This is a genomic window from Marinibacterium profundimaris, assembly GCF_002210095.1.
Taxonomy (GTDB): Bacteria; Pseudomonadota; Alphaproteobacteria; order Rhodobacterales; family Rhodobacteraceae; genus Marinibacterium; species Marinibacterium profundimaris.
In genome coordinates this window covers 387,231-411,780 of the sequence record NZ_AQQR01000001.1, presented here as the reverse complement: position 1 = coordinate 411,780, position 24,550 = coordinate 387,231, and the positions used below count along the sequence as shown (strand labels likewise).

Annotated in this window: 23 protein-coding genes; 16 read left to right on the top strand and 7 right to left on the bottom strand. The window is 66.4% G+C overall.

The genetic code is table 11. The annotated features are described in order from the left end of the window. Positions 1-558 precede the first annotated feature (558 nt). The 6 genes from ATO3_RS01895 to miaA all read right to left on the bottom strand — a co-directional run bounded on the left by ATO3_RS01895 (position 559) and on the right by miaA (position 8,722). Positions 559-2,646, bottom strand: a complete 2,088-nt coding sequence (locus ATO3_RS01895; protein WP_088648094.1) for a dipeptide ABC transporter ATP-binding protein — start codon at positions 2,644-2,646, stop codon at positions 559-561. A 75-nt stretch (positions 2,647-2,721) separates the two neighbouring features. Continuing rightward, positions 2,722-3,909: an ABC transporter permease gene (locus ATO3_RS01890; RefSeq protein ID WP_088648093.1), complete on the bottom strand. Its 1,188-nt coding sequence runs from the start codon at positions 3,907-3,909 to the stop codon at positions 2,722-2,724. Between the two features lie 13 nt (positions 3,910-3,922). Further along, positions 3,923-4,966: an ABC transporter permease gene (locus ATO3_RS01885; protein WP_088648092.1), complete on the bottom strand. Its 1,044-nt coding sequence runs from the start codon at positions 4,964-4,966 to the stop codon at positions 3,923-3,925. Positions 4,967-5,076: 110 nt separating this feature from the next. Then, positions 5,077-6,741, bottom strand: a complete 1,665-nt coding sequence (locus tag ATO3_RS01880) for an ABC transporter substrate-binding protein (RefSeq protein ID WP_088648091.1) — start codon at positions 6,739-6,741, stop codon at positions 5,077-5,079. 202 nt (positions 6,742-6,943) lie between these two features. Continuing rightward, positions 6,944-7,774: an AraC family transcriptional regulator gene (locus ATO3_RS01875; protein ID WP_088648090.1), complete on the bottom strand. Its 831-nt coding sequence runs from the start codon at positions 7,772-7,774 to the stop codon at positions 6,944-6,946. Between the two features lie 66 nt (positions 7,775-7,840). After that, positions 7,841-8,722, bottom strand: a complete 882-nt coding sequence (miaA, locus tag ATO3_RS01870; protein WP_198963186.1) for a tRNA (adenosine(37)-N6)-dimethylallyltransferase MiaA — start codon at positions 8,720-8,722, stop codon at positions 7,841-7,843. A gap of 194 nt (positions 8,723-8,916) precedes the next feature. Here miaA and pyrH point away from each other — a divergent pair, with 194 nt between their 5' ends. From pyrH to ATO3_RS01805, 14 genes are all read left to right on the top strand, one after another. After that, on the top strand, positions 8,917-9,606 hold the full coding sequence (gene pyrH / locus ATO3_RS01865; protein WP_233152027.1) for a UMP kinase: 690 nt from the start codon (positions 8,917-8,919) through the stop codon (positions 9,604-9,606). Between the two features lie 296 nt (positions 9,607-9,902). Next, positions 9,903-10,466 carry a ribosome recycling factor gene (gene frr / locus ATO3_RS01860; RefSeq protein ID WP_088648088.1) on the top strand — a complete coding sequence of 188 codons (564 nt, stop codon included), beginning with the start codon at positions 9,903-9,905 and terminating at the stop codon, positions 10,464-10,466. A gap of 8 nt (positions 10,467-10,474) precedes the next feature. Then, on the top strand, positions 10,475-11,218 hold the full coding sequence (uppS, locus tag ATO3_RS01855) for a polyprenyl diphosphate synthase (RefSeq protein ID WP_088648087.1): 744 nt from the start codon (positions 10,475-10,477) through the stop codon (positions 11,216-11,218). After that, positions 11,215-12,003: a phosphatidate cytidylyltransferase gene (locus tag ATO3_RS01850; RefSeq protein ID WP_088648086.1), complete on the top strand. Its 789-nt coding sequence runs from the start codon at positions 11,215-11,217 to the stop codon at positions 12,001-12,003. The genes uppS and ATO3_RS01850 overlap by 4 nt, the downstream gene beginning before the upstream one ends. Before the next feature lie 16 nt (positions 12,004-12,019). Next, entirely contained in the window at positions 12,020-13,192 is a 1,173-nt protein-coding gene (gene dxr, locus ATO3_RS01845; RefSeq protein WP_088648085.1) for a 1-deoxy-D-xylulose-5-phosphate reductoisomerase, read from the top strand. Between the two features lie 3 nt (positions 13,193-13,195). After that, the gene (gene rseP, locus ATO3_RS01840; RefSeq protein WP_088648084.1) at positions 13,196-14,548 is read left to right on the top strand and encodes an RIP metalloprotease RseP; all 1,353 of its coding nucleotides are present in this window, start codon (positions 13,196-13,198) and stop codon (positions 14,546-14,548) included. A gap of 180 nt (positions 14,549-14,728) precedes the next feature. Further along, positions 14,729-14,857, top strand: coding sequence for a hypothetical protein (locus tag ATO3_RS29445; RefSeq protein WP_269845399.1), 129 nt, complete (start codon positions 14,729-14,731; stop codon positions 14,855-14,857). A gap of 225 nt (positions 14,858-15,082) precedes the next feature. Beyond that, complete coding sequence (gene bamA, locus ATO3_RS01835) at positions 15,083-17,401, top strand: outer membrane protein assembly factor BamA (RefSeq protein ID WP_408630796.1); 2,319 nt, start codon at positions 15,083-15,085, stop codon at positions 17,399-17,401. A 136-nt stretch (positions 17,402-17,537) separates the two neighbouring features. Then, complete coding sequence (locus tag ATO3_RS01830; protein ID WP_088648083.1) at positions 17,538-18,221, top strand: OmpH family outer membrane protein; 684 nt, start codon at positions 17,538-17,540, stop codon at positions 18,219-18,221. A gap of 107 nt (positions 18,222-18,328) precedes the next feature. Then, on the top strand, positions 18,329-18,796 hold the full coding sequence (fabZ, locus tag ATO3_RS01825; RefSeq protein ID WP_088648082.1) for a 3-hydroxyacyl-ACP dehydratase FabZ: 468 nt from the start codon (positions 18,329-18,331) through the stop codon (positions 18,794-18,796). A gap of 7 nt (positions 18,797-18,803) precedes the next feature. Then, positions 18,804-19,586, top strand: coding sequence for an acyl-ACP--UDP-N-acetylglucosamine O-acyltransferase (lpxA, locus tag ATO3_RS01820; RefSeq protein ID WP_088648081.1), 783 nt, complete (start codon positions 18,804-18,806; stop codon positions 19,584-19,586). 7 nt (positions 19,587-19,593) lie between these two features. Beyond that, positions 19,594-20,388, top strand: a complete 795-nt coding sequence (locus ATO3_RS01815) for an LpxI family protein (protein ID WP_088648080.1) — start codon at positions 19,594-19,596, stop codon at positions 20,386-20,388. Continuing rightward, a complete protein-coding gene (gene lpxB / locus ATO3_RS01810) occupies positions 20,388-21,551 on the top strand; it encodes a lipid-A-disaccharide synthase (RefSeq protein ID WP_088648079.1) in 1,164 nt (387 codons plus the stop codon). Before ATO3_RS01815 ends, lpxB begins: the two co-directional genes overlap by 1 nt. Beyond that, positions 21,551-22,117 carry a hypothetical protein gene (locus ATO3_RS01805; protein ID WP_088648078.1) on the top strand — a complete coding sequence of 189 codons (567 nt, stop codon included), beginning with the start codon at positions 21,551-21,553 and terminating at the stop codon, positions 22,115-22,117. Before lpxB ends, ATO3_RS01805 begins: the two co-directional genes overlap by 1 nt. Positions 22,118-22,182: 65 nt before the next feature. Here the strand turns inward: ATO3_RS01805 and mnmA are convergent, their stop codons facing one another. Continuing rightward, on the bottom strand, positions 22,183-23,322 hold the full coding sequence (mnmA, locus tag ATO3_RS01800; RefSeq protein ID WP_088648077.1) for a tRNA 2-thiouridine(34) synthase MnmA: 1,140 nt from the start codon (positions 23,320-23,322) through the stop codon (positions 22,183-22,185). 131 nt (positions 23,323-23,453) lie between these two features. Here mnmA and sciP point away from each other — a divergent pair, with 131 nt between their 5' ends. Both sciP and ctrA read left to right on the top strand, forming a co-directional pair. Beyond that, on the top strand, positions 23,454-23,732 hold the full coding sequence (sciP, locus tag ATO3_RS01795) for a CtrA inhibitor SciP (RefSeq protein WP_088648690.1): 279 nt from the start codon (positions 23,454-23,456) through the stop codon (positions 23,730-23,732). 95 nt (positions 23,733-23,827) lie between these two features. Beyond that, entirely contained in the window at positions 23,828-24,544 is a 717-nt protein-coding gene (gene ctrA / locus ATO3_RS01790) for a response regulator transcription factor CtrA (RefSeq protein ID WP_088648076.1), read from the top strand. Positions 24,545-24,550 lie beyond the last annotated feature (6 nt).

Genomic DNA, 24,550 nt, shown 5'->3' with positions numbered 1-24,550 from the left:
CCCATTCCGTCCCGCGTCAGCCTGGGGCGCCTGCTGCCCGAGGCGCCATCACGCCCGACGAAACCGGCCTTCACGCCCAGCCTTCATGCCGGGCTTTCAGGCCCAGCCTTCACGCCCGGCTTTCACGCCCAGCCTTCACACCCGGCCCTCACGCCCGGCCTTCGCGCCAGCCGTCACGCGCCCGGCGCCATATGCCGCAGCACGTCTGCCACCGTTCCGGTATCTCCGGACCGTTGCGCGCCTTGCATCGGGCTGAGATCCCTGCGCGATGACCTCTGCCGATGGGACGGATCTGTCCTATGCACCGTGCGCGACCGATAAGCCGCGCTTTCTGCGGTGCCTCGGTAATGCCTCCTTCCTCAGGGTCCTACAATGATCCGCACGGCACGATCCCGCGCGGCACGATGTGCCATCCTCCTCTGATATCCGCCCCGACTCATCCGTCGCGGCCCTGCCAGAGCCTAGGCGCAGATTGGTTAAACGAAGGTTAATGCGCCTCTGTAACCCCTTGAAACCCAATGTCCGGAAGACTGTCCCACGCGTGGGACATCCCGCCGGTCATTCGGCGGCGACCTTGATGACCGGCACCATCCCGGCCAGCTCGGCCTCGGCCAGGTGGCACTTGATCTGGTGCCCATCCGCCATGGTCCGCAGCGGCGGCACCTCTGCCTCGCACAGCCCGCCGGGCACCCTGGCCTTCCACCGGCAGCGTGTCTGGAACGGGCAGCCCGGCGGCGGGTTCATCGCCGAGGGGATGTCGCCCTCAAGCACGATCCGCTCCTTCCGGACGGAGGTGTCGGCGATCGGCACGGCCGACAGAAGCGCCTCGGTATAGGGATGGTAGGGCGGCGCGAAGACCTGGTCGGTCGTGCCCATCTCGACCACATGGCCGAGGTACATGACCATGACCCGGTCTGCCAGGTAGCGCACGATCGACAGGTCGTGGGAGATGAAAAGCAGCGTGGTCTTCTCCTCGCGCTGGATCTCCATCAGCAGGTCGGTGACGGCGGCCTGAACGCTCACGTCCAGCGCCGAGACCGGCTCGTCGGCCACCACCACCTTCGCCCCGCCGGAGAAGGCCCGGGCGATACCCACCCGCTGCTTCTGCCCGCCCGACAGCTGCCGCGGCATCCGGTCGGCGAATTCGCGGGGCAGCTTCACCAGGTCCAGCAGCCGCAGCATCCGCTCGCGCCGGTCGGCATCGGTCCTGCCGATCCGGAAGACCTCAAGCGCGCGGATGATCTGCCGTCCCACGGTCATCGAAGGGTTCAGCGTGTCGAACGGGTTCTGGAACACCATCTGCACCGATCGCACCGTGTCGGTCGACCGCGCCTCGATCGGGGTCGACTGGATGTCCTGGTTGTAAAGGACGATCTCGCCGTCCGTCGCCGTTTCCAGCCCCATGAGCACCTTGGCGAAGGTCGATTTCCCGCAACCGGATTCGCCGACAATGGCCAGCGTCTCGGATTCGCGCGCCTCGAAGCTGATCGTCTCGTTCGCCTTGACCACCTTCGTGTCGCCCGATGACCCGAAAAGCGCGTTGGCCGCGACCTCGTAGTATTTCTTCAGCTTGCCGACCTTCAGCACCACGTCGCCCGGCTCTGTCCGGTCCTGTGGCACGCTGGCCTGCACCGGCGCGTGCCAGTCGATCTCGTCGAACCGCAGGCAGCGCGTCGCATGACGGTCGTCGCCCGCCACGCGCGCCATCGGGACCTCGGACGCATCGCAGCGCCCGGGCTGGAAGTAGTCGCAACGCGGCCCGAAATTGCAGCCCGGCGGGCGTTCGTGGGGCAGGGGGAAGTTGCCCGGGATCGCCTTGAGCGGCCGCGCGGTCTTGTTCGCGCCGGGCAGCGGGATCGACCGGAACAGCGCCTGGGTATAGGGATGGCGCATCTGGTCGAACACGTCCTCGATGGATCCGGTCTCTACCGCCTCGCCGGAATACATGACGCAGAGCCGGTCGCAGGTTTCCAGCACAAGCCCGAGGTTGTGCGAGATGAAGAGCATCGAGGTGCCGTATCTCTCGCCCAGTTCGCGCACCAGGTCCACGACCGCGGCCTCGACCGTCACATCCAGGGCGGTCGTCGGCTCATCGAGGATCAGAAGCGAGGGTTCGGACATCAGCGCCATGGCGATGACGATACGCTGCTGCTGCCCGCCCGACAGCTGGTGCGGAAATGCGTCAAGGATGCGCGCCGGGTCCGGCAGCTTGACATCCGTCACCACCTGCAAGGCGCGGTCCCGTGCCGCCCGGGCGCTCAGCCCCTGGTGGATCATCGGCACTTCCATCAGCTGCCGGCCGATCTTCATGGCGGGGTTCAGGCTGGCCATCGGCTCTTGGTAGATCATCGCGATCTCCGAGCCCCGGATATCCCGAAGCTCCTTCGGCGACAGGCTCTTCAGGTCGCGCCCCTTGAACTTGATCGTCCCACCAACGATCTCGCCGTTCTTGCCCAGGTCCTGCATCACCCCAAGTGCGACGGTGGACTTGCCGCATCCGGATTCGCCCACCAGCCCCACGGCCTCGCCCGGCATCACCTTGACCGAGAAATCCATCACCGCCGGGATCTCGCGCGCCCGGGTGAAGAAGGAGATCGAGAGATTGTCGATCTCCAGAATGGGCCCGTCGTAGGCTTGCCTCACCATTCCTGTCTCCCTGTTCTTCTTCTTGGTCACAAATACCTCCGGGGGTCCGGGGGCAGAGCCCCCGGGCGGCTGCCATCAATCCCGAAGGCTCTCTTCGCGCAAACCATCCGCCAGAAGGTTCAGCCCCAGCACCAGCGACAACAGCGCAAAGGCCGGGGGCAGGGCGGGATGCAGGTAGATCGACAACAGCTTCCGCCCCTCGTTGATCGTCGATCCCCAGTCCGGGCTCTCGGGCGGCAGGCCCAGCCCGAAGAACCCCAGCGTTCCCAGAAGGATCGTCGTGTAACCGATGCGCAGGCAGAAATCGACGATCAGCGGCCCGCGCGCGTTGGGCAGGATCTCCCACAGCATGATGTACCAGGGCCCCTCGCCACGGGTCTGGGCAGCGGCCACGTAGTCGCGGGTCTTGATGTCCATCGCCAGCCCGCGCACGATCCGGAAGACCGTGGGCGCGTTCACGAAGACGACCGAGACGAAGACCACAAGGATCCCGCCCGGCACGTCGAAGAGATCGAGCGGCCAGAAGTCGATCCTGGTCCCCTGCGCATTGATCAGCGACAGGTAGGCCAGCACCAGCGGGATCAGCACGATCGCCAGCACCGTCATGTTCCGCCGCGGCTGCGACCGGTAGCGCGAGTTGATCAGCACGCCGAAGAAGACCAGCGGGAAGATGAACAGCACCACCGCCATGTATTGCGGCACGCCGGTCGCCACGATCTCGGGTGTGACCAGCAGGTAGAACAGCAGGATCACCGGGAAGGCGAGGATCAGGTTGGCGAGGAAGGACAGCACCGTGTCGAGCCGCCCGCCGTAATACCCCGCCGGCAGGCCCAGCGTGATGCCGACCATGAAGGCGAAGAGCGTCGCCAGAGGCGCGATCTGCACCACGATCCAGGCGCCCTTCACCATGCGCGAGAACACGTCGCGGGCCAGGTTGTCGCCGCCCAGGAGGTACCAGGGATAGGCGCCGTCTTCCGGGTCGGGCAGGGGCGTGCCGGGGGGCTCGTTCTTCATCCCCGAAAGCTGGTCCAACGGACCATGGGTGATGATCATGTCCATCGCCGCGAAGATCCCGGTGAAGACCCAGAACATCACCAGCCCCAGGCCGATCATGCCGATGACGCTGTCGAAGAGCTTGCCGTAAAGGCCCAGGTTCCGCTTGAACCGGATCGAGGCGGCGAAGAGCACGACCAGAGCGATCCAGACGGGCAGGAACTGGCCGAGGATGCGCAGGGCGATCTGCAGGGTGGACAGGGGCTCCATCAGCGCATCCTCCTCAGGAAATCCGGATGCGCGGGTTCAGGTAGACATAACCGATGTCCGAGATCAGCTGTGTCAGAAGCACCACGATGACGGAAACGACCGAGACGCCCAGAAGCAGCTCGATATCGTTGTTGCCGGCGGCCTGAACCAGCGTCCAGCCGAAGCCCTTGTAGTTGAACAGCGTCTCGACGATGACCACGCCGTTCAGAAGCCAGGGCACCTGCAGCATGATCACGGTGAAGGGGGCGATCAGCGCGTTGCGGAGCGCGTGTTTCACCACGATGTTGGGAAAGCTCACGCCCTTCAGCCGGGCGGTGCGGATATATTGCGCCGTCATGACCTCGGCCATCGAGGCGCGGGTCATCCGGGCGATATAGCCCATGCCGTAAAGCGAGATTGTCAGCACCGGCAGGAAGAAGTTCTCGAAGGTCGGGTTCTCCATCGCCGAGGTCGCGGTGCCCTTGAACCATCTCAGGCCCACGGTGGACGAGGTGAAGACCGCGATGAAGATCACGCCCGAGACATATTCCGGCGTCGCCGTGGTGATGATCGAGAAGGTCGACAGCGTCCGGTCCGTGACCGAGCCCTCGCGCATGCCCGCCAGCACGCCTATCAGAAGGGCCGAGGGCACCATCAGCACCAGCACCCAGAACATAAGGATGCCCGTCAGCCCCAGCCGTTTGGCGACGATGCCGCCGACCTCTTCCTTGAAGACCGTGGAATAGCCCCAGTAGCCCTGGATGATCCCGCAGAAGCGCGGGGCCTCTGTCGGATCCTCGGCGGCGCGGATGCAGCGTCCGTCCATCCCGTCTTCGGTCTCGCGGGTCCAGCCGGGCAGGGCGCCCAGCCATTCGCCGTACTTCACCAGCATCGGCCCGCCGTAGCCGTTGTTGTCCAGCCAGCGGGCCACGTCCTCGTCCGACATGCGGAAGTTGCCCTGGGTCTTGGCCAGTTTTTCCAGGTTCGGGTAAAGATTGGTGAGGCAGAAGACGATGAACGTCAGGCAGAGCGCCGTCAGCAGCATCACCCCCACGCGTCGCAGGATGAAGGACCCCATCTTGCCCCTTTCGGTCAGGCTGGTCCGGACCGTTCTCGGCCCGGGAACTTGCGAAAGTGCCGGTGAAGCAAGAGGCCGGCCCCGCCTTGGGACCGGCCCCGGACCTCAGATTAGGTTGCGAGGCCCCATTTGTAGTGATGGTGTTCGAAGGCCACGTGCTGCTCGGTGCCGACGAGCCCCTCGCGGTAGTGGCGGTAGAGAGAGCGCCAGTAGGGCTGGATGGTCACGCCCTCTTCCTGGATCAGCGCCTCGCCTTTTGCTGCGATCTCGCGGCGCTTGTCGGCATCGGCGATGGCCAGCGCTTCCTCCAGCAGGGCGTCGAATTCCGCGTTTTCCCAGCCGAATTCGTTCCAGGCCTCGCCCGAGCGATAGGCCAGCGACCAGATCTGCACGCCCAGCGGACGATGGTTCCAGTTGGTCGAGCTGAACGGGTACTTGGTCCAGTCGTTCCAGAAGGTCGAACCGGGCAGGACCGTCCGCTTGACGTTGAAGCCCGCGTCGCGGAGCTGGGCCGCCACGGCGTCGGTGGTGTTCTTGCGCCAGTCGTCGTCGATCGAGATGATCTCGTGTTCGAAATCCATCATCCCCGCCTCTTCCATCAGCGCGCGGGCGGCCTCGGGATCGGGGGTTTGCGGCGGAAGCTCGGCATATTCGGGATGGATCGGGCCGACATGGTGGTTCTCGGCCACCACGCCGCGGTCGCCATAACCCAGTTCCAGGCAGACGGCATTGTCCACGGCCATCTGGATCGCCTTGCGCACGCGCTTGTCGGCATAGGGTTTCATCCCGTCGACCTCGGCCAGCTGGTTGGGCCGGATCACCAGGGTACTCATGGTCACGACCTCGGACTTCACGAAGCCGAGCGCATCCATCACGTCGATGAATTCACCCACGGATTCATGAACCATGTCGACCTCGTCGGATTCCAGTGCCGCCAGCCACGAGGACGGGTCGGTGCCGAAGTCGATGTATTCGATCCGGTCCAGATAGGGGCCGCCATAGACCTCGGTGCCCCACCAGGTGTGATCGGGGTTCCGGACAAGCGTGCATTTCACGCCCACTTCCAGCTCTTCGATCAGGTAGGGGCCGGTGCCGATGTTGGCGGTGAAATCGTCGGTCTGGAAGGACGAATGCACCACGGCGGCCGGGTAGTCGGACATGCCGGCAATCAGCGAAATGTCGGGCTTGGGCAGGTTCAGCTGCACCGTCAGCGGGTCGATCACCTCGACCGCGCCATCCATCACCTTGCCGGTGTCCTCGTCGATGATCGTGCCAAAGCGGCCGGCCATCGAATTGCCTTCCATGTCGCGGTCGCACCACAACGCGATGTTGCGCGCGACGTCATCGGCGGTGAACGCGTCGCCATTGCTCCACGTCACGCCGGGGCGCACCTTCAACGTATAGACGGTGGCGTCGTCGTTGATCTCCCATCCCTCCAGCAGCATGCCGCGGAATGTCCCGTCGGATTCGTATTCGACGAGGTATTCCAGCGTGCCGCGGGTCTGGTTGGACATCTCGGACCAGTCGTAGGCGCGCGGATCCTTCAGCCCCCGGACCGACATCTGCACGCGCAGCGTGCCACCGTCCTGGGCGTGGGCCTCGGCGCGGGCCGGGGCCGGCAGGCCGATCATGCCATAGGCTGCGGCGGCGCCGACACCGTACATCGTGGCCCGGGTCAGGAACTCGCGGCGGCTAAGCTGTCCTGCGCGGTATTCCTCGGCATGCATCTCGGCCGCCCAGTGCACGGTGTCACCGGTGATGGTCTCGTCTGTCATGTGTATCTCCCTGCGATACAATATGTCGGATCTATCCGCGGCCCTTCAGGGGGCGCGTCTGGTTCAGTCCCGTTCCAGGCGGCCCGGCGTGTCCGGGCCGGCCCCTTCGACAGGCATTCGGCACGGTTTTGCCCAATGCGTCAATGCAGCAAACCGAAGGTTGAATGCACAAAACCGACATAACCGCTGTCTGATCGCGACATCAACCGGATTGCACCCGGGACCGCGCGCTGCGCCGCAGCTGGATCGGGCTGCTTTGCGTATGATGTTGGATGAAACGGGTAAAATAGGCGGCGCTGCCGAATCCAAGATGGCTTGCGACATCCTTGGCGGGCATGTCCGTGTCCGACAGAAGGCGCCGTGCGGCATGCAGCAGCCGTTCGCTCAGAAGCGCGCTTGCGGTCTTGCCGATCTCGGTCTTGCAGACCCGGGTCAGATGCGCCGACGTCACGTTCAGGAAGGTCGCGTGTTCGGTCAGGCTGGCACCCGAGGCATAGTGCGACACCAGCCGCGCGCAATAGGCGCGCGACAGCCGCTGCGCCGCGGTGGGCCGCGGCAGGCTGTCGGCGCCGCTTTCCACCTGCCGCTGCAGCCAGATCGACATCAGCTCGACATGGGCGGCCATCGCGGCCTGGCGCAGCGGGCGATAGGCGGCCTGTTCGCGGCAGATCGCCTCGAAGAGGGCGGTCAGGTCGGCCTGGGCCTGCGCGTCGCGAATACGCAGGTGATGCAGCGCGGCCGGCAGCGAGGGTGCGGCGCGTTCCGGAATCACCACCGCGTGGCCAAAGACCTGCCGGTTGAGATCGAGCGAGAACAGCGTGCGGGCGGGAATGAAGAGCGCGTTGTGCAGCCCCAGCCCCCGCCGGGCGCCGTCGATCAGCCCGACGCCCTGGCCGCGGGTGATCCAGATCAGCAGGTGATCGGGCCGGTCATGCGCCAGCCCCAGCCGCCAGGATCCGTCGCGGACCAGCTGGGCGAGGCTGAGAACCTCGATCTCCTGATGGGGCGGATCATGTGCAGTATAGTGGAACATGGGTCCCGGTGTCTGGCTGCGTTTTGCTTTGCGCTGGCGTGGCCGGCTCGCGCGGGGCGGGCCGCCTCAATCGGCGGGCCGGTAGCGGTGCCAGTCCGACATGTTCGAACGAAACCACGTGCGCTGACGTTTGGCAAACTGGCGTGTGGCGACGCTGGCACGTTCGCGCGCCGCGTCAAGCGGGATCTCGCCATCCAGCAGCGCGACAAGCTCGGGCACGCCGATTGCCCGGAAAGCGGGCAGGGCGGGATCGTAATGGGGCCGCATGGCCCGGACTTCGTCCAGCGCGCCCTGCTCCAGCATCAGGTCGAACCGGCGGCGGATGCGCGCCTCGAGCCACGCCTTGTCCGCGTCGACGACGATGGGAACGGCCTGGGACAGCGGCAGCAACGGGGGCGGGGTATCGTCCTGCCAGGCGGCGAGGCCCCGGCCGGTGGCGCGCTGCACCTCCCAGGCGCGCTGAACCCGGGCGGGATTGCGCAGGTCGATCCGGTCGCGCGTCTGCGGGTCGAGAGCGGCGATCATCGCCTCGGGGGACAGGGCGTCGCCCTCGGCGCGGACCTCTGGCGGGGTCGGGGGGATCTCGGCCATGCCCCGTGTCAGGGTCCGGAAATAAAGGCCGGTGCCCCCGGTCACGATCGGCCGCGGGCCGGTGCCGGCGCGGAAAGCCGCGACAAGAGGCGAGATGTCGCGCAGCCAGGCGCCGGCGGAGTAGGTTTCGCGCCAGTCGACATGGCCGTAAAGCGCATGGGGCACGCGCGCCTCTTCCTCGGCCGAGGGGCGGGCGGTGATCACCCGCCAGCAGCCGTAAACCTGGCTGGCATCGGCATTTATCACGACACCGCCGTGACTTGCCGCGATCTCCAGCGCCAGCGCGGACTTGCCCGAGGCGGTCGGCCCGGCGATCAGAACGCAGGCAGTTTCGGGAATGTCGGGCAGGGCGGTCACGTCCGGACCGCGTCCTGCGCGACGGCCCGGTCTATCGCATTGATCCTCGGCACGGATTGCTCCATTTTGCACGCGACTTTACCCGGCCCGACGCGGAGCGCAACATGACCCTTCCCAGACCCGCAGATGCGACACAACAGAAAGCGGGGTCCGGAAAGCCTCCGGTCGATCCGAAGGCCAAGTACCGGAGGGTCATGCTGAAGATCTCCGGTGAGGCGCTGATGGGCGACCAGGGCTACGGCCTGCATCCGCCGACCGTGCGCCGCATCGCCGAAGAGGTGCAATCGGTCCAGGAAATGGGCGTCGAGATCTGCATGGTGATCGGCGGCGGCAACATCTTCCGCGGATTGCAGGGTTCGGCCCAGGGGATGGAGCGGACAACCGCCGACTACATGGGCATGCTGGCCACCGTGATGAACGCGCTGGCGATGCAGGCGGCGCTGGAGGCGCTTCAGATCCACACGCGCGTGATCTCGGCCATCCGGATGGACGAGGTGGCGGAGCCCTACATCCGCCGCCGGGCGGTGCGCCACCTGGAAAAGAAGCGGGTCTGCATCTTTGCCGCCGGCACCGGCAACCCGTATTTCACCACCGACACGGCGGCGACCCTGCGCGCGAACGAGATGTCCTGCGAGGCGATCTTCATGGGCAAGCAGGTCGACGGGGTCTATGACAAGGACCCCAAGAAACACGCCGACGCGGTGCGTTACGACAACATCACCTACGACGAGGCGCTGCTGAAGAACCTCAAGGTCATGGATGCCTCGGCCTTCGCGCTGGCCCGCGACAACGATCTGCCGATCATCGTCTTCGCGCTGGACGAGCCGGGCGGGTTCAAGGGGATCCTCGCCGGTGAAGGGACCTACACGAAGGTGGCGGGCTGATCCGTCGCGCGGGGCCCGGGGGCAAGGACCCGGCCGGGCCCTGGCTGCACGATGCCGGACGCTTCGCAGCGCTGTGCCCATGACTGCCCATGGCGCTGGTCGGCAGGGCGGGCGCGGCTGCGGCGTCGCCGGATCGCGTTCGCCAGCACACGCCAATCCTGTCCCGGACGGACCCTGGCTTGCCGCCGGGGCGGGGCGGGTGGCCGTGCAACGCTGACGCGAACGCCAAGCCTATACAAGCCCTGCCGGAAACAGCTATAGACGCCAAAAAGCCACACGAGGAAGGAGCGGGCAGCATGTCGGAAGATTTCGAACTCGATACCGATGATCTACAGCGCCGCATGGACGGGGCCATGGCCAACCTGAGAACCGAATTCGCATCGCTGCGGACCGGGCGGGCCTCGGCCTCGATGCTTGAGCCGGTGATGGTCGACGCCTACGGCGCGTCCACCCCGATCAACCAGGTGGGCACGGTGAACGTGCCCGAGCCGCGCATGGTTACCATCAATGTCTGGGACAAGTCGCTGGTCGGCAAGGTGGAAAAGGCGATCCGCGAGTCGGGCCTGGGCATCAACCCCCAGCTCAATGGCACCATCATCATGCTGCCGATCCCCGAGCTGAACGAGGAACGCCGCCGCGATCTGACCAAGGTCGCCGGCCAATATGCCGAACACGCCCGCGTCTCGATCCGCAACGTGCGCCGCGACGGCATGGACCAGATCAAGAAGGCCAAGGCCGACGGCATGTCGGAAGACGATCAGAAGTTCTGGGAGAGCGAAGTGCAGGACCTGACGAACAAGATGATCGCTGCGGTCGACGAGGCGCTCGAGACCAAGCAAGCCGAAATCATGCAGGTGTGACCCGGCCGATGTCGCCAGCTGCGGATACGACGACGGAGCCCGTCCTCACGGGCGGCCCCCGCCACGTCGCCATCATCATGGACGGAAACGGCCGCTGGGCTCAGGCCCGGGGCCGGCCGCGGCTGTTCGGGCACCATGCCGGCGCGCGGCGGGTGCGCGAAGTGGTCCGCGCCTGCCCGGACCTGGGCGTCAAGTACCTGACGATCTTCGCCTTCTCGACGGAGAACTGGAAACGTACCCAGGTCGAGGTGGCCGGGCTGATGAGCCTGTTTCGCCGCTACATCGCGAAGGAGACAAAGGATCTCTACTCCGAAGGGGTGCGCGTGCGCTTCATCGGCGACCGCGACCGCCTGGATCCCAAGCTGGTGGATCTGATGCGCGGGCTGGAAGAGATGACCCGCAGCAATGACAAGGTCCACCTGACCATCGCGCTGAACTACGGTAGCCGCGACGAGGTGGCGCGCGCCACCAAGCTGCTGGCCCGCGACGTGGCGCAGGGACAGCTGGACCCCGAGGATGTCAACGAGGAGACGCTGACGCGCTATCTCGACACCCGCGTTCTGCCCGATCCCGATCTCGTCATCCGCACCAGCGGCGAGGCGCGGATCTCGAACTTTCTGCTCTGGCAGTCGGCCTATGCCGAATACGAATTCGTCGATACGCTCTGGCCCGATTTCAGCCCCGAAGAACTCGCTCGCCTCTGCCGCAACTACGGAGCGCGCGACCGCCGCTTCGGGGCCGTAAGGGCGTGAGCGGATCGGGGCGCTGGTCCGACCTGGCCCTGCGCGTGGCGACGGGGCTCGTGATGGCTTGCGTCGGTCTGGGCGCGGTCTGGGCCGGTGGCTGGGTCTTCATCACCTTCGTTGCAATCCTCAGCGGGTTGATCGCCTGGGAACTGGCCGCGATGCTGGCGCCGGGCCAGCGCGGCTTTGCCCTGCAGACCGGCGCGGCCACGGGGCTGGCCGGCTACTGCGCGATCTGGGGACCGGCGGCCGCCGTTGTGCCCACGCTTCTGGTTCCGGTGGTCGTTGGCTGGTTCGCCCTGCCAGAGCAGCGCCGCATCTTCATTCCGTTCCTGCTGCTGATCCTCGTGGCCTCCTTCGGGATGAGCTCGGTCCGCGACAGCTTCGGGATGATGTGGATGGCCTGGCTGATCTGCGTGGTCGCCGCGACCGATATCGCGGGCTATTTCGCCGGCCGGCTGATCGGCGGGCCGAAGCTGTGGCCGCGGGTGAGCCCCAAGAAGACCTGGTCAGGCACCTCGGCCGGCTGGATCGCGGCGGCGTTCGTGGGCCTGGCCTTCATGGGCGTGCTCGGGGCAGGCGCCTGGCTTGCGGTGCTCTCGGTGGCGACCTCGGTTGCCTCGCAGGCCGGGGATCTGGCGCAGAGCGCGGTGAAACGCCGCGCCGGGGTCAAGGATTCCTCGAACCTGCTGCCGGGTCATGGCGGTGTCTTCGACCGGTTCGACGGGATGATCGCCGCCTCGGCCCTGGTGCTTGCGGTCATGCAGACGACAGGATATCCGCCGGGTCCCTGAACAGAGGTCGGATCGCTTGAGACGGGTCAGCATACTCGGAGCCACCGGCTCCATCGGACAGAACACAATCGATCTTATCGCGCGCGCGCCCGAGGCGTATGACGTGGTCGCCCTGACCGGCGGGCGCAACATCGCGCAGCTGGCCCATGACGCGCGGCGGCTGAAGGCCGAGATCGCCGTCACCGCCCATGACGAGTGTCTGGACGATCTGCGCGCGGCACTGGAGGGATCCGGGGTCGAGGCCGCGGCCGGGGCCGCCGCCCTCTGCGAGGCGGCGGAGCGGCCGGCGGACTGGGTGATGTCGGCCATCGTCGGCGCCGCCGGGCTGGCGCCCGGGCTTGCCGCCCTGCGCACAGGCACGACGCTGGCGCTCGCCAACAAGGAATCGCTGGTCTGTGCCGGCGGGCTGATCCTTGAGACGGCCCGCCGCAACGGTGCGCGGATCCTGCCCGTGGACAGCGAGCATTCGGCGATCTTCCAGGCGCTGAGGGGCGAGGATATGGACGCGGTCGAACGCATCATCCTGACCGCCAGCGGCGGGGCCTTCCGCGACTGGCCGATCGAGGACCTTGGCCGCGCCAGCCTGTCCGAGGCCTCCACCCATCCGAATTGGGACATGGGGCAGCGCATTACTATCGACAGCGCTTCGATGTTCAACAAGGCGATGGAAGTCATTGAAACACGTGAATTCTTTGGAGTTCCGCCGGAGATGATCGAGGTCGTGGTCCACCCCGAATCCATGATCCATGCGCTGGTGGGGTTCCGTGACGGCGCGCTGATGGCCCATGTCGGCCCGGCGGACATGCGCCACGCGATCGGCTACGCGCTGCATTGGCCCGAACGGCAGGGCCTGCCGGTGGAACGTCTGGATCTCGCCCGCATCGGGTCGCTGTCCTTCCGCACGCCCGAGCCCGAGCGATATCCGGCGCTGAAACTGGCGCGGCAGGCGATGGAACGCGGCGGGCTGGCCGGTGCGGTGTTCAACGCGGCCAAGGAGCAGGCGCTCGATCACTTCATAGAGGGACGCGTCAGCTTCACCGGTATGGCAGAGGTCGTGGAGGAGGTCCTGACCCGGCTTGACGCGGACACGGATGTTGTCGATGCCGCGATGACCCTTGATAACGTCACCCGAACGGACCATCTCGCACGGCAATGCGCCCGGAACGTGATGGCGGAACGAGCAGGATAGACCTTGGACATAACGACACTCATTCCCCAGTTCGGGGGGCTCATCTGGACAATCCTGGCCTTCGTGGTCGCCCTTTCGGTCATCGTGGCCGTACATGAATACGGACATTACATCGTCGGCCGCTGGTCCGGCATCCATGCCGAGACCTTCTCGCTGGGCTTCGGCCCGGTGATCTGGAGCCGGGTGGACCGGCGCGGCACCCGGTGGCAGATCGCAGCGCTGCCCTTCGGCGGCTACGTGAAGTTCCTGGGCGATGCCAATGCGGCTTCCGGCAAGGACGAAGAGGCCATGTCCGAGGCCGCGACCGACCCGGCGGAATTGCGCCGCACCATGCATGGCGCGCCGCTTTGGGCGCGCGCGGCGACGGTGGCGGCGGGGCCGGTCTTCAACTTCATCATGTCGATCCTGGTCTTCGCAGCGATCATGCTCTCGCAGGGCGAGATCCGCGAGCCGCTGACCGTGGGCGAGCTGCTGGATCTGCCCGACGGCACCTATGACCTGCGGCCGGGCGACGAGGTCCTGCAGATCGAAGGCGAGGATGCGCCCGGTTTCGAGAATGCCGAGGCCTGGAGCGCCTTCACCGATACGATCCCGCTGGAAAAGGTGCTGGAGTACACCGTTCTGCGCGACGGCGACGAACAGGTGGTCGAGGGGCCGTTCCTGTTTCCGCCGCATGTGAACATGGTGGCGCCGCGCAGTGCCGCCTATGACGCCGGGCTGCGGCCCGAGGACGTGATCGTCTCGGTGGATGGCACTCCGATCTTCGCCTTCGATCAGCTCAAGGAAGAGGTCGAGGGCTCGGACGGCCGCGCGCTTCTGCTGCAGGTCTGGCGCGATGGCGAGATCCGCGATTTCGCCCTGGCGCCCAAGCGCACGGACGAGCCGCAGGCGGATGGCGCCTTCGTGACCCACTGGCGCATCGGCATTTCCGGCGGCATGGCCTTCGATCCGGCGACCCAGGCGATGGGCCCGGGCGCGGCGCTGGCCGGGGGCGTGACGCAGACGCTGCGCATCGTCGACGGATCGCTGTCGGGGCTGTGGCACATGATCACCGGCGCGATCAGCACCTGCAACCTGTCCGGCCCGATCGGCATTGCCGAGACCTCGGGCGCGATGGCCAGCCAGGGCGCGCAGAATTTCGTGTGGTTCATCGCGGTGCTGTCGACGGCGGTGGGTCTTCTGAACCTTTTCCCGATCCCGGCGCTCGATGGCGGCCATCTTGTATTCTACGGCTACGAGGCCGTGGCCGGCCGGCCGCCCAGCGACGGGGTGCTGCGGGTCATGATGGCCGCGGGCATCGCGGTGATTCTGACGATGATGGTCTTCGCGCTGGGGAACGACCTGTTCTGCCCATAAAATGCACTTGGGCGCCCCTTCCGGGAGGGGCGCCCGTCAGGGCAGCAGGGCGTGGCCGATCCGGGAACTGGCATCCGTAAGGCGGCAACGGGCAGGGGCATCGGATGGCCAAAGACCTGCCCCTCTTTGGCCACAATGCATGCCTAGCACGGCGGCATCGATGTCCGGGGACCAAGACCGATGCAAACGCTTCAACATTCCTACCATGGCCTCAGCCTTGTGTTCACGCTGAACTGGGACCGCCTGATCAACATCGTCACGCTGGTCGTGGCGCTGCTGGCCGGGGCCTATGTGGGCAGCCTGCTCTGACAGGGCAGGCTGATTGCCCGCTGGTCCCCCGGCGGCACCAATGCCTGTATTCTGACGATTTCCAAAGGTCGAGCGCAAAGCGCCCGACGCGTCTTTTCGGCTTTTGACAAGCCAGATCAATCTCGGTACTCAGGTCAGAAATGTCAGGCAAGAACTGGGTGTGGATTGATGGGGCTGTTCAACGTGACCCGTACATCTCGCGTATCGAGATATAACGGGCTCTATATGTCGTCTGCGCTTCGCGTCTGCATGGTGGCCCCGATCGCGGTGATGACACTTGGATCCCCGGGTCCGGCGCAGGCGCAGAACTACAGTTTCAGCAATTTCCGGGTTGAGGGGAACGAGCGTATCCAGACCTCGACGATCCTGACCTATGCAGGGATCGAACCGGGCAGTTCGGTGTCGGCCGGCCAGCTGAACGACGCCTATCGTCGCGTCATCGACAGCGGCATCTTCGAGACGGTCGAATTCGTGCCCCAGGGCGGTACGCTGCTGATCCGGGTCGAGGAATATCCGACGATCAACCGCATCAGCTTCGAAGGCAACCGCCGCCTGAAGGACGACGACCTCGCAGAGCTTGTCACCTCGGATGAACGCCGCGTCTTCGACCCGGCCCAGGCCGAGGCGGATGCCACAATCATCGCCGAGGCCTACAGCCAGTCCGGCCGCATCGGCGCCGTGGTCACCCCGCGGATCATCCGCCGCTCGGACAACCGGGTGGACCTGGTTTACGAAATCTCCGAAGGCACCACGACCGAGATCGAGCGCGTCTCCTTCGTCGGCAACCGCGCCTTTTCGGACCGGCGCCTGCGCGGCGTGCTTGAGACCAAGCAGGCCAACATTCTGCGCACCTTCCTGCGCGGCGACACGCTGGTGCAGGACCGGATCGAATTCGATCAGCAGCTGCTGCGCGATTTCTACCTGTCGCGGGGCTATGTCGATTTCCAGGTGCTGTCGTCCAATGTCGAATTCTCTCGTCAGCGCGATGCCTTCTTCCTGGTCATGAATGTGCAGGAGGGGCAGCAGTTCCGCTTTGGCAATATCTCGACCGTGTCCGAGATGCCGGGCGTCGATGCCGCGGCCTACCAGCGCGCACTTAAGGTGAAGCCGGGCGTCGTCTATTCGCCGCAGGTGATCGAAAGCTCCATCGCGCGGCAGGAACGTCTGGCGGTGCAGAGCGGCGTCGATTTCCTGAGGGTCGAACCGCGGATCACCCGCAACGACGCGGACCAGACGCTGGACGTGGAATTCGCCCTGGTGCGCGGCCCCCGCGTCTTCGTCGAACGCATCGACATCGAGGGCAACACCACCACGCTCGATCGGGTCATCCGCCAGCGCTTCCGCGTGGTCGAGGGCGATCCCTTCAACCCGCGCGAGGTGCGCGAGGCCGCCGAACGGATCCGCGCGCTTGGCTTTTTCGCCGAGGCCGAGGTCAACACCCGCGAGGGCACCGCGCCCGACCAGGTCATCGTCGACGTCGACGTCGAGGAACAGCCCACCGGCCAGCTGTCGCTCGGTGGCTCCTACTCGGTCAACACCGGTGTCGGCGTGGCCATCGGTCTGAGCGAAAACAACTTCCTCGGCCGGGGCCAGCGTCTGGCGCTGGACATCTCGACCGCGACCGAGGCACAGCGCTACAGCTTCGGCTTCTCCGAGCCCTACCTGCTCGGCCGCGAGCTGCGCTACGATTTCGACATCGCTTATGCCGAGACCGATTCGAGCTTTGTGCCCTATGATACCGAGGCGCTGTATTTCTCGACCGGCCTGACCTTCCCGATCAGCGACAACGGCCGGCTGAATGTCAGCTATTCCTACGACGATTCCGAGATGATCGCTCGCGATCCGCCGGACAACGGCCCGGTCATCGGCCGCGAGATCGCGCAGGGGTCGCGCACGAGCTCGGCCGTGGGCCTGACCTACAGCTACGACACCCGCCGCACAGGTCTGAACCCGAATGCCGGTGTGCTGTTCGAGATCGGATCGGAGTTCGCGGGGCTCGGCGGGGACAATTCCTACGTCAAGACCACCACGACCACGATCGCGCAGACCCGCGTGCTGAGCGAGGAGGTCGTGCTGCAGGCGGCCTTCGAAGGCGGCGCGCTGACCTGGAACAGCGGCGAGGCGAGCCGGTCTCTCGACCGGTTCATCCTTGGCCCCCGGGTCTTCCGCGGCTTCGAGCCGGCCGGTATCGGCCCGCGCGACCAGTCGGCAAATCCGGACGGCGGCACCTATGACGACGCGCTCGGCGGCAACTTCTACGCCGTCGCCCGGTTCGAGGCGCAGTTCCCCCTGGGTCTGCCCGAAGAGATCGGCCTGCGCGGCGCCCTGTTCTACGATGTCGGCAACCTGTGGAACCTGTCGAATGCCGACACCGCGGGCGCGAACATCGTGGGCGAAGGCGGCTCGTTCCGCCACGTGATCGGCTTCTCGTTCCTGTGGGACACGGCCATCGGTCCGCTGCGCTTCGACTTTACCGAGGCGATCGTGAAAGAAGAATTCGACAAGGACCAGTTCTTCAACTTCACCCTCTCCGCGCAGTTCTGAGCGGGGAGGCGGCATGATCCGAGCACGCACTGCCCGGGTCCCTGACCGGCCGGGCGGGGTCAGATCCGATGCGGACCGGTCAGCGGGGCCGGCGCCACGTCGTGCCCTCAGGCTGGCCCTGACGCTGGCGATTGCGATGGCGGCGCTTCTGCCTCTGCCCGGCGCACTTGGCGCGCAGGAGCTGGCGGGCCCGGAGCAGAGGGCGGACAGCGCGCAGGTCGTGCCGATCCTGACCATCGATTCCGACCGTTTCTTCGGAGAGTCCGCCTTCGGCCGCCGCGTCGCCGAAGAGATCGAGAGCGAGAGCGCCGAACTGGCCGCCGAGAACCGCCGCATCGAGGCCCAGCTGACCGAACAGGAACAGGCGCTTACCGACCGCCGGTCCGAGCTTCCGGCAGAGGAGTTCCGCCCTCTGGCCGATGCGTTCGACACCCGCGTCCAGCGCATCCGCCGTGAACAGGAGGCCAAGGCGCGCGCGCTGGCCGAGCGGGCCGAGTCCGATCGTGTGGCCTTCTTGCGCGCCGCGCGCCCGGTGCTGGGTCAGCTCATGCGCGAGGCCGGGGCCAGCGTCATCCTTGAACGCGGCTCGGTCTTTTTCAGCTCCAACGCCAGCGACATCACCGACCGCGCGATCGAGCGCATCGACGCCGCCATCGGCGACGGGGCCGACGCCGCCCCGGACGGCCCGCTTGACCTGCCGCCTGCTCCGCCCGAACCCGCGCCGGACCCCGCACAGGGTCCTGTCGCGGATCCCGGCACACCGTCGCTGCATGTCGCCCCGGTTCCGCAGCCGGAGAGTGACCCGGAACCGGCTGAATAGGGCCGGCCAACCGCCAGGGCGGACCCTTGCGCGGTCCAGCGCGCTTGCTCATCCGGGCGTCCCTTGCTAACGAGACCGCCAGACACGAAGAACAAGAGCAATCCGCCATGACCGCAGAAAGCGCCGAGTTGAAAACCGCAGATATCTCGCTGATCCAGCGTATCCTGCCGCACCGCTACCCGTTCCTTCTGGTGGACAAGGTGGTCGACATCGACGGCACCAATTCGGCGCGGGGCATCAAGAACGTCACTTTCAACGAACCGCATTTCCAGGGCCATTTCCCCGGCACCCCGATCATGCCGGGCGTGACGCTTGTCGAGGCGATGGGCCAGACCGCCGGCGTGATGATCGGCGTGGGCGGCAACCTCGTCGACCGCGAGGCGCTGATCTATTTCATGTCCATCGATAAGTGCAAGTTCCGCCGCAAGGTCGTTCCGGGCGATGTCGTGGAGCTGGAGATCAAGACCCTGCGCGGCAAGCCCGGCGGCAAGATGTGGCGCTTCCACGGCCGCGCCATGGTCGATGGCGAAGTCGCGGCCGAGGCTGAAATCGCCGCCATGCTTGACCTGAAGTGAGACCGACATGACCGACATTCACCCGAGTGCCGTGATCGAGGAAGGCGCCCGGATCGGCTCCGGCGTGCGGATCGGTCCGTTCTGCCATGTCGGTCCCGATGTCACCCTGGGCGACGGGGTGGAGCTGCGCAGCCACGTGGTCGTCACCGGTCATACGACGGTGGGCGCCGAGACGGTGGTCTTTTCCGGCGCCGTGCTGGGCGAGATCCCGCAGGACCTGAAATTCTCCGGCGAGACGACGCGCGTCGAGATCGGCGCGCGCAACCGGATCCGCGAACATGTCACGATCAATGCCGGCACCGCCGGTGGGGGCGGGCTGACCTCGGTTGGCGACGATTGCCTGCTGATGGCGGGCTGCCACGTGGCGCATGATTGCAAGGTCGGCAACCGGGTCATCATCGTGAACCAGGCCGTCATGGGCGGCCATTGCATCATCGGCGACGACGCCATCATCGGCGGCATGTCGGCCCTGCACCAGTTCGTGCGCGTGGGCCATGGCGCCATGATCGGCGGCATGAGCGGCGTGGAACGCGACGTGATCCCCTATGGTCTTGTCCAGGGCGAACGCGCCGGGCTCGAGGGGCTGAACCTTGTGGGCCTCAAGCGCCGCGGTGTCGCGCGCGAGGACATCCACGCGCTGCGGGCCGCCTTCAAGGCGCTCGGCTCGGGCGATGGCAGCTTCCAGGAGCGCGCGCAGAAGGTGTCCGACAGTTTCGAGACCGAGCAGGTGCGCGAGATCGTGGACTTCATCCTCGGCGCCAGCGACCGCTCCTTCCTCACGCCGAGGTAAGGCACCCATGCTGGCGATCATCGCCGGAGAGGGCGCGCTGCCGGCAGCGCTGGTCGACCGGCTCGCCAGGCGTCCGCTGATCTTGTCGCTGCAGGACCACCGGCCCGACGGGGTCGAGGTGGACCGGGTGTTCCGGCTGGAAAAACTGGGGTCCGTTCTCAAGCAGCTGAAGCGCGACGGCGTGACCGAGATCTGCTTTGCCGGGGGAATAAAGCGGCCGCAGATCAACCCGCTGGCCATCGATTTCGCCACCATGCCCTATCTGCCCACGGTGAAACGCGCGCTGGCCTCCAGCGACGACGGCGCCTTGCGTGCGGCGATCGCCGTGCTGGAGCAGGCCGGCTTCGCGGTCCGCGCCGCGCAGGAGATCGCGCCGGACCTGCTGCCGCCGGCCGGCATTCCGACCCGGGCCCGCCCCGATGAGAGGGCGCAGAAGGACGCCACGCGCGGCCAGGCCATCGTCAATGCCATGGCCCAGGGCGACATCGGCCAGGCCTGCGCCGTCTGGCGCGGCCAGGCGCTGGCGCTGGAAGGCATCTATGGCACCGACTGGATGCTGCAGAGCCTGCGGCAGAGGCCCGATGGCGGGCAGGGCGGCGTGCTGTTCAAGGCCCCCAAGCCCACGCAGGACCGCCGCGCCGACCTGCCGATCATCGGCCCCGACACGGTCGAGGCGGTGGCCGAGGCGGGGCTGACCGGCATCGTGCTGGAAGCGGGCGGAGTCATGGTGCTGCACCAAGAACGGGTGATCGCGGCCTGCGATGCGAAGGGGTTGTTCCTCTGGGTCCGGGAGCGCGGGTGATGCGGGTCTTCATCATCGCAGGCGAGCCTTCGGGCGACCGGCTGGGTGCCGCGCTGATGCAGGGGCTGAAGCAACTGCGCCCGGACGTGAGGTTCAGCGGCATCGGCGGGCCCGAGATGGAGGGGCAGGGGCTGGAGAGCCGCTTTCCCATGCAGGAACTGAGCGTCATGGGCATCGCCGAGATCCTGCCCGGCCTGCGCCACCTGCTGCGCCGCATCGACGAGACGGCGCAGGCGGTGATCGCCGAGATGCCGGACGTTCTGATCACCATCGACAGCCCCGATTTCTGCCTGCGCGTGGCAAAGCGCGCGCGCAGGCAGGTGCCGGTGCATACGGTGCATTACGTGGCGCCCTCGGTCTGGGCCTGGCGCCCGAAGCGGGCGGCCAAGATGGCGAAGATGATCGACCACGTGCTGGCGCTGCTTCCGTTCGAGCCGCCCTATATGCAGGCCGCCGGCATGGACTGCGATTTCGTGGGCCACCCGGTCGCCGGGGAGCCGGTGGCGGGCGCGGCCGAGATCGCCGCCTTCCGCGCCGTCCATGACCTGGGCGATGCGCCGCTGCTGACGGTGCTGCCCGGCTCGCGCGGCGGAGAGGTCACGCGCCATGCCCCGATCTTTGGCGCCGCGCTGGCGCCGATCCTGGCGGAGCGTCCGGAGTTGCGGCTGATCCTGCCCACCACCGGCCCCCAGGCGGAGCGCCTGCGCGCGCTGACCGCCGACTGGGCGCAGCCGCCGCTGATCCTCGACCCCCGCCGCCTGCCCGCGGAGCAGGCGCAAGCCGAGAAGCGCGCGGCTTTTGCCGCCTCCGACGCCGCGCTGGCGGCCTCGGGCACCGTCTCGCTGGAACTGGCGGCGCAGGGCACCCCAATGGCGATCGCCTACGGCATGTCGCGCGTGACCTGGGAGATCGTCTCGCGCATGACGCTGATCGACACGGTGACGCTGGTGAACCTGATCACCGACAGCCGCGTCGTACCGGAATGCCTGGGCCCGCGCTGCACGGCCGAGCATATCACGCCGATGCTGCGGGGCGTGTTGGACGCGCCGGAACGCCAGCGCGCGGCCACGGCCCGGACCATGGAACTGCTTGGCCGCGGCGGAGAGGCCCCGGGCCTGCGCGCCGCCCGTGCCGTGCTGGCGCGGATGCCAGGGGCGGCCTGATGGCCTGGCTGCTCGCCTTCGGCACGCTCTTCGCGACGGTGCTGCTGACCTCGCTGGGGAACATGGCCGTCGCCATCGGGCTCAGCCTGGGCGGGGACCGGCGGCCGGTGGTGATCGCCTATGCGGCCTCGCTGTTGCTGGTGGTGGTGCTGGCCCTGGGACTGGGGCTGGGCGCCGACCGGATGCTGCCGGCCGAGGGCTGGCTGGGCTGGCCGGTGCTGGGCTACGGGATCTGGGATGCCTGGAAGGTCGCGCGCAGCCGGAGGGAGGACGCGCCGGCGGTGCATGTCTCGTTCGTGTCGACGCTGGTTGTCTTCATCCTGCTGTCGATCGACACGCTGGCGGTTCTGGTGCCGCTGTTCGCCGAGGAAGCCGACCGCCTGCGTCTGCCCGCGGTGCTGGGCAGCGTCGCGGCGATCGCGGTGACGGCAGGGTCGCTGGAGCTGTTGACCGAAAAGCTGGCCCCGCGGCTGCAGGGGCGCCGGTGGACCGACGTGGCCGGTCCGCTGGCGATGATCCTGGCCGGTCTCTATATCCTTCTGGACACGCCGACCGACGCGGTCTGAGGCGGTTCGACGGGGCCGCTCGCCGCCCCGTATCCGGTCCGTCTCGCTGAGGTGTCGCCCCGCCCTCAGCCTTTCCAGATCCAGCCGCCGCCGAAGATCCGGCTGCCACCGGTCTCGTAGAAGACGCAGGCCTGTCCCGGGCTGACCCCGTCCTCGGGCGAGAGCAGCTCGACCTCGGCGGTGGTTTCGCTCAGCGGGCGCACCACGGCCTCGCGCGGCGGGCGGGTGGAGCGGACCTTGACCGACAGGTGCCATTCCTCTCGCGAGGTGAAGGGCTCGTTGCCCAGCCAGTTAATCTCTCGCACCGGGACGATCCGGGTCGACAGCATCTCGCGCGGGCCGACAATGACCTGGCGGTTTTCCACGTCAAGCTTGACCACGTAAAGCGGATCCGACAGCCCGCCGATGCCAAGCCCCCGCCGCTGGCCGATCGTGTAGTGAATGACGCCGGTATGAGTGCCCAGCACGCGGCCGTCCGCATGCACGATCTCGCCTGGTTCGACCGAGCCCGGGCGCAGCTTTTCGATGACCGCGGCGTAATTGCCATCGGGCACGAAACAGATGTCCTGGCTGTCGGGCTTGTCCGCCACCGACAGGCCGTATTCCGCCGCCATCTCCCGCGTGGCGTCCTTCGACGGCAGGTGACCCAGGGGAAATCGCAAGAATTCGAGCTGTTCCGGCGTGGTCGAGAACAGGAAGTAGGACTGATCGCGCGAGGCATCCTCGGCCGAGTGCAGTTCCGGGCCATCCGGGCCATCCTTGCGCTGGATGTAATGGCCCGTCGCCATGCAATCGGCGTCGAGGTCGCGGGCGGTCTCCAGCAGGTCCTTGAACTTCACCCGTTCGTTGCAGCGGATGCAGGGCACCGGCGTGGCGCCGCCCAGGTAGCTGTCGGCGAATTCGTCGATCACCGCGTCCTTGAAGATGTTTTCATAATCAAGGACATAGTGGGGAAATCCACGCTCTTCCGCGACGCGGCGCGCGTCGTGAATATCGATCCCCGCACAGCAGGCGCCCTTCTTCGCAAGCGCCGCACCATGGTCGTAAAGCTGCAGCGTCACTCCGACCACGTCATAGCCCTGATCGGCCAGGTGGGCCGCCACGACCGAGCTGTCCACGCCGCCCGACATGGCCACCACGACCCGGGTGTCGGCGGGGGCCTTCGCAAAGCCAAGCGAGTTCGTTTTCGGCGTATCGAGAGCCATGGAATCCGTACCTTCGTGGGGGTGAACCCGGAGAATATAGGAAAATCCGAGACACTCGCAAGATGTGCCTTCACGACGCGTTAAGCGCCATTGCGGAAATATCCGGCAATGGACACGCGAAGGTAAAGACCATGTTTCTCAAGAAAGTCGACGGCCCCAGGGCCGTGACATTGCCGGATGGCACGATCATGACCCGCGCGGATCTTCCGCCGGAGAGTACCAAGCGTTGGGTGGCGTCGCGCAAGGCGGCGGTGGTCCGGGGGGTGTTGTACGGGCTGATTTCCCAGAAGGACGCGCTCGAGCGTTACGCGCTCTCGGAAGAGGAATTCCTCTCCTGGGTGGCGGCGGTCGCGAACCATGGCGAAGAGGCGCTCAAGGCAACCGCCTTGAAAAAATATAGACAACCTTAAGTTGTTTTGCCAAAATGATGTCAATGGTAACGTGCGATTAACCTTTTCTGGTCAGTCTTCTTTCAAATCGAAACGAAACCCTGCGGAGACCCCTGATGCGTGTGCTCTTGGTTGAAGACGATCCGACCACATCCAAAAGTATCGAGCTTATGCTCACTCATGCCAACCTCAACGTCTATGCGACGGATCTGGGGGAGGAAGGGATCGATCTGGCCAAGCTCTATGATTATGATCTGATCCTCCTGGACCTGAACCTGCCCGACATGAACGGGCACGAGGTGCTGCGCCAGCTGCGGATGTCGCGGATCGAAACGCCGATCCTGATCCTCTCGGGCGAAGACGATACCGAGAACAAGATCAAGGGCTTCGGCTTTGGCGCCGATGATTACCTGACGAAACCGTTCCACCGCGAAGAGCTGGTCGCGCGCATTCATGCGATCATCCGCCGGTCGAAGGGACATTCGCAATCGGTGATCCGCACCGGCAAGATCTCGGTCAACCTGGATGCAAAGACGGTGGAGGCCGACGGCCAGCCCGTGCACCTGACCGGCAAGGAATACCAGATGCTTGAGCTGCTGAGCCTTCGGAAGGGCACGACCCTGACAAAGGAAATGTTTCTCAACCATCTCTACGGCGGCATGGACGAGCCTGAATTGAAGATCATCGATGTCTTCATTTGCAAGCTGCGCAAGAAACTCAGCCGGGCAACCGAAGGCGAGAACTACATCGAGACGGTGTGGGGCCGCGGTTACGTGCTGCGCGACCCTCAGGAAGACCCGCTGAACGGCCCGCAAATGGCCGTCGGCGCCTGAGGCCCG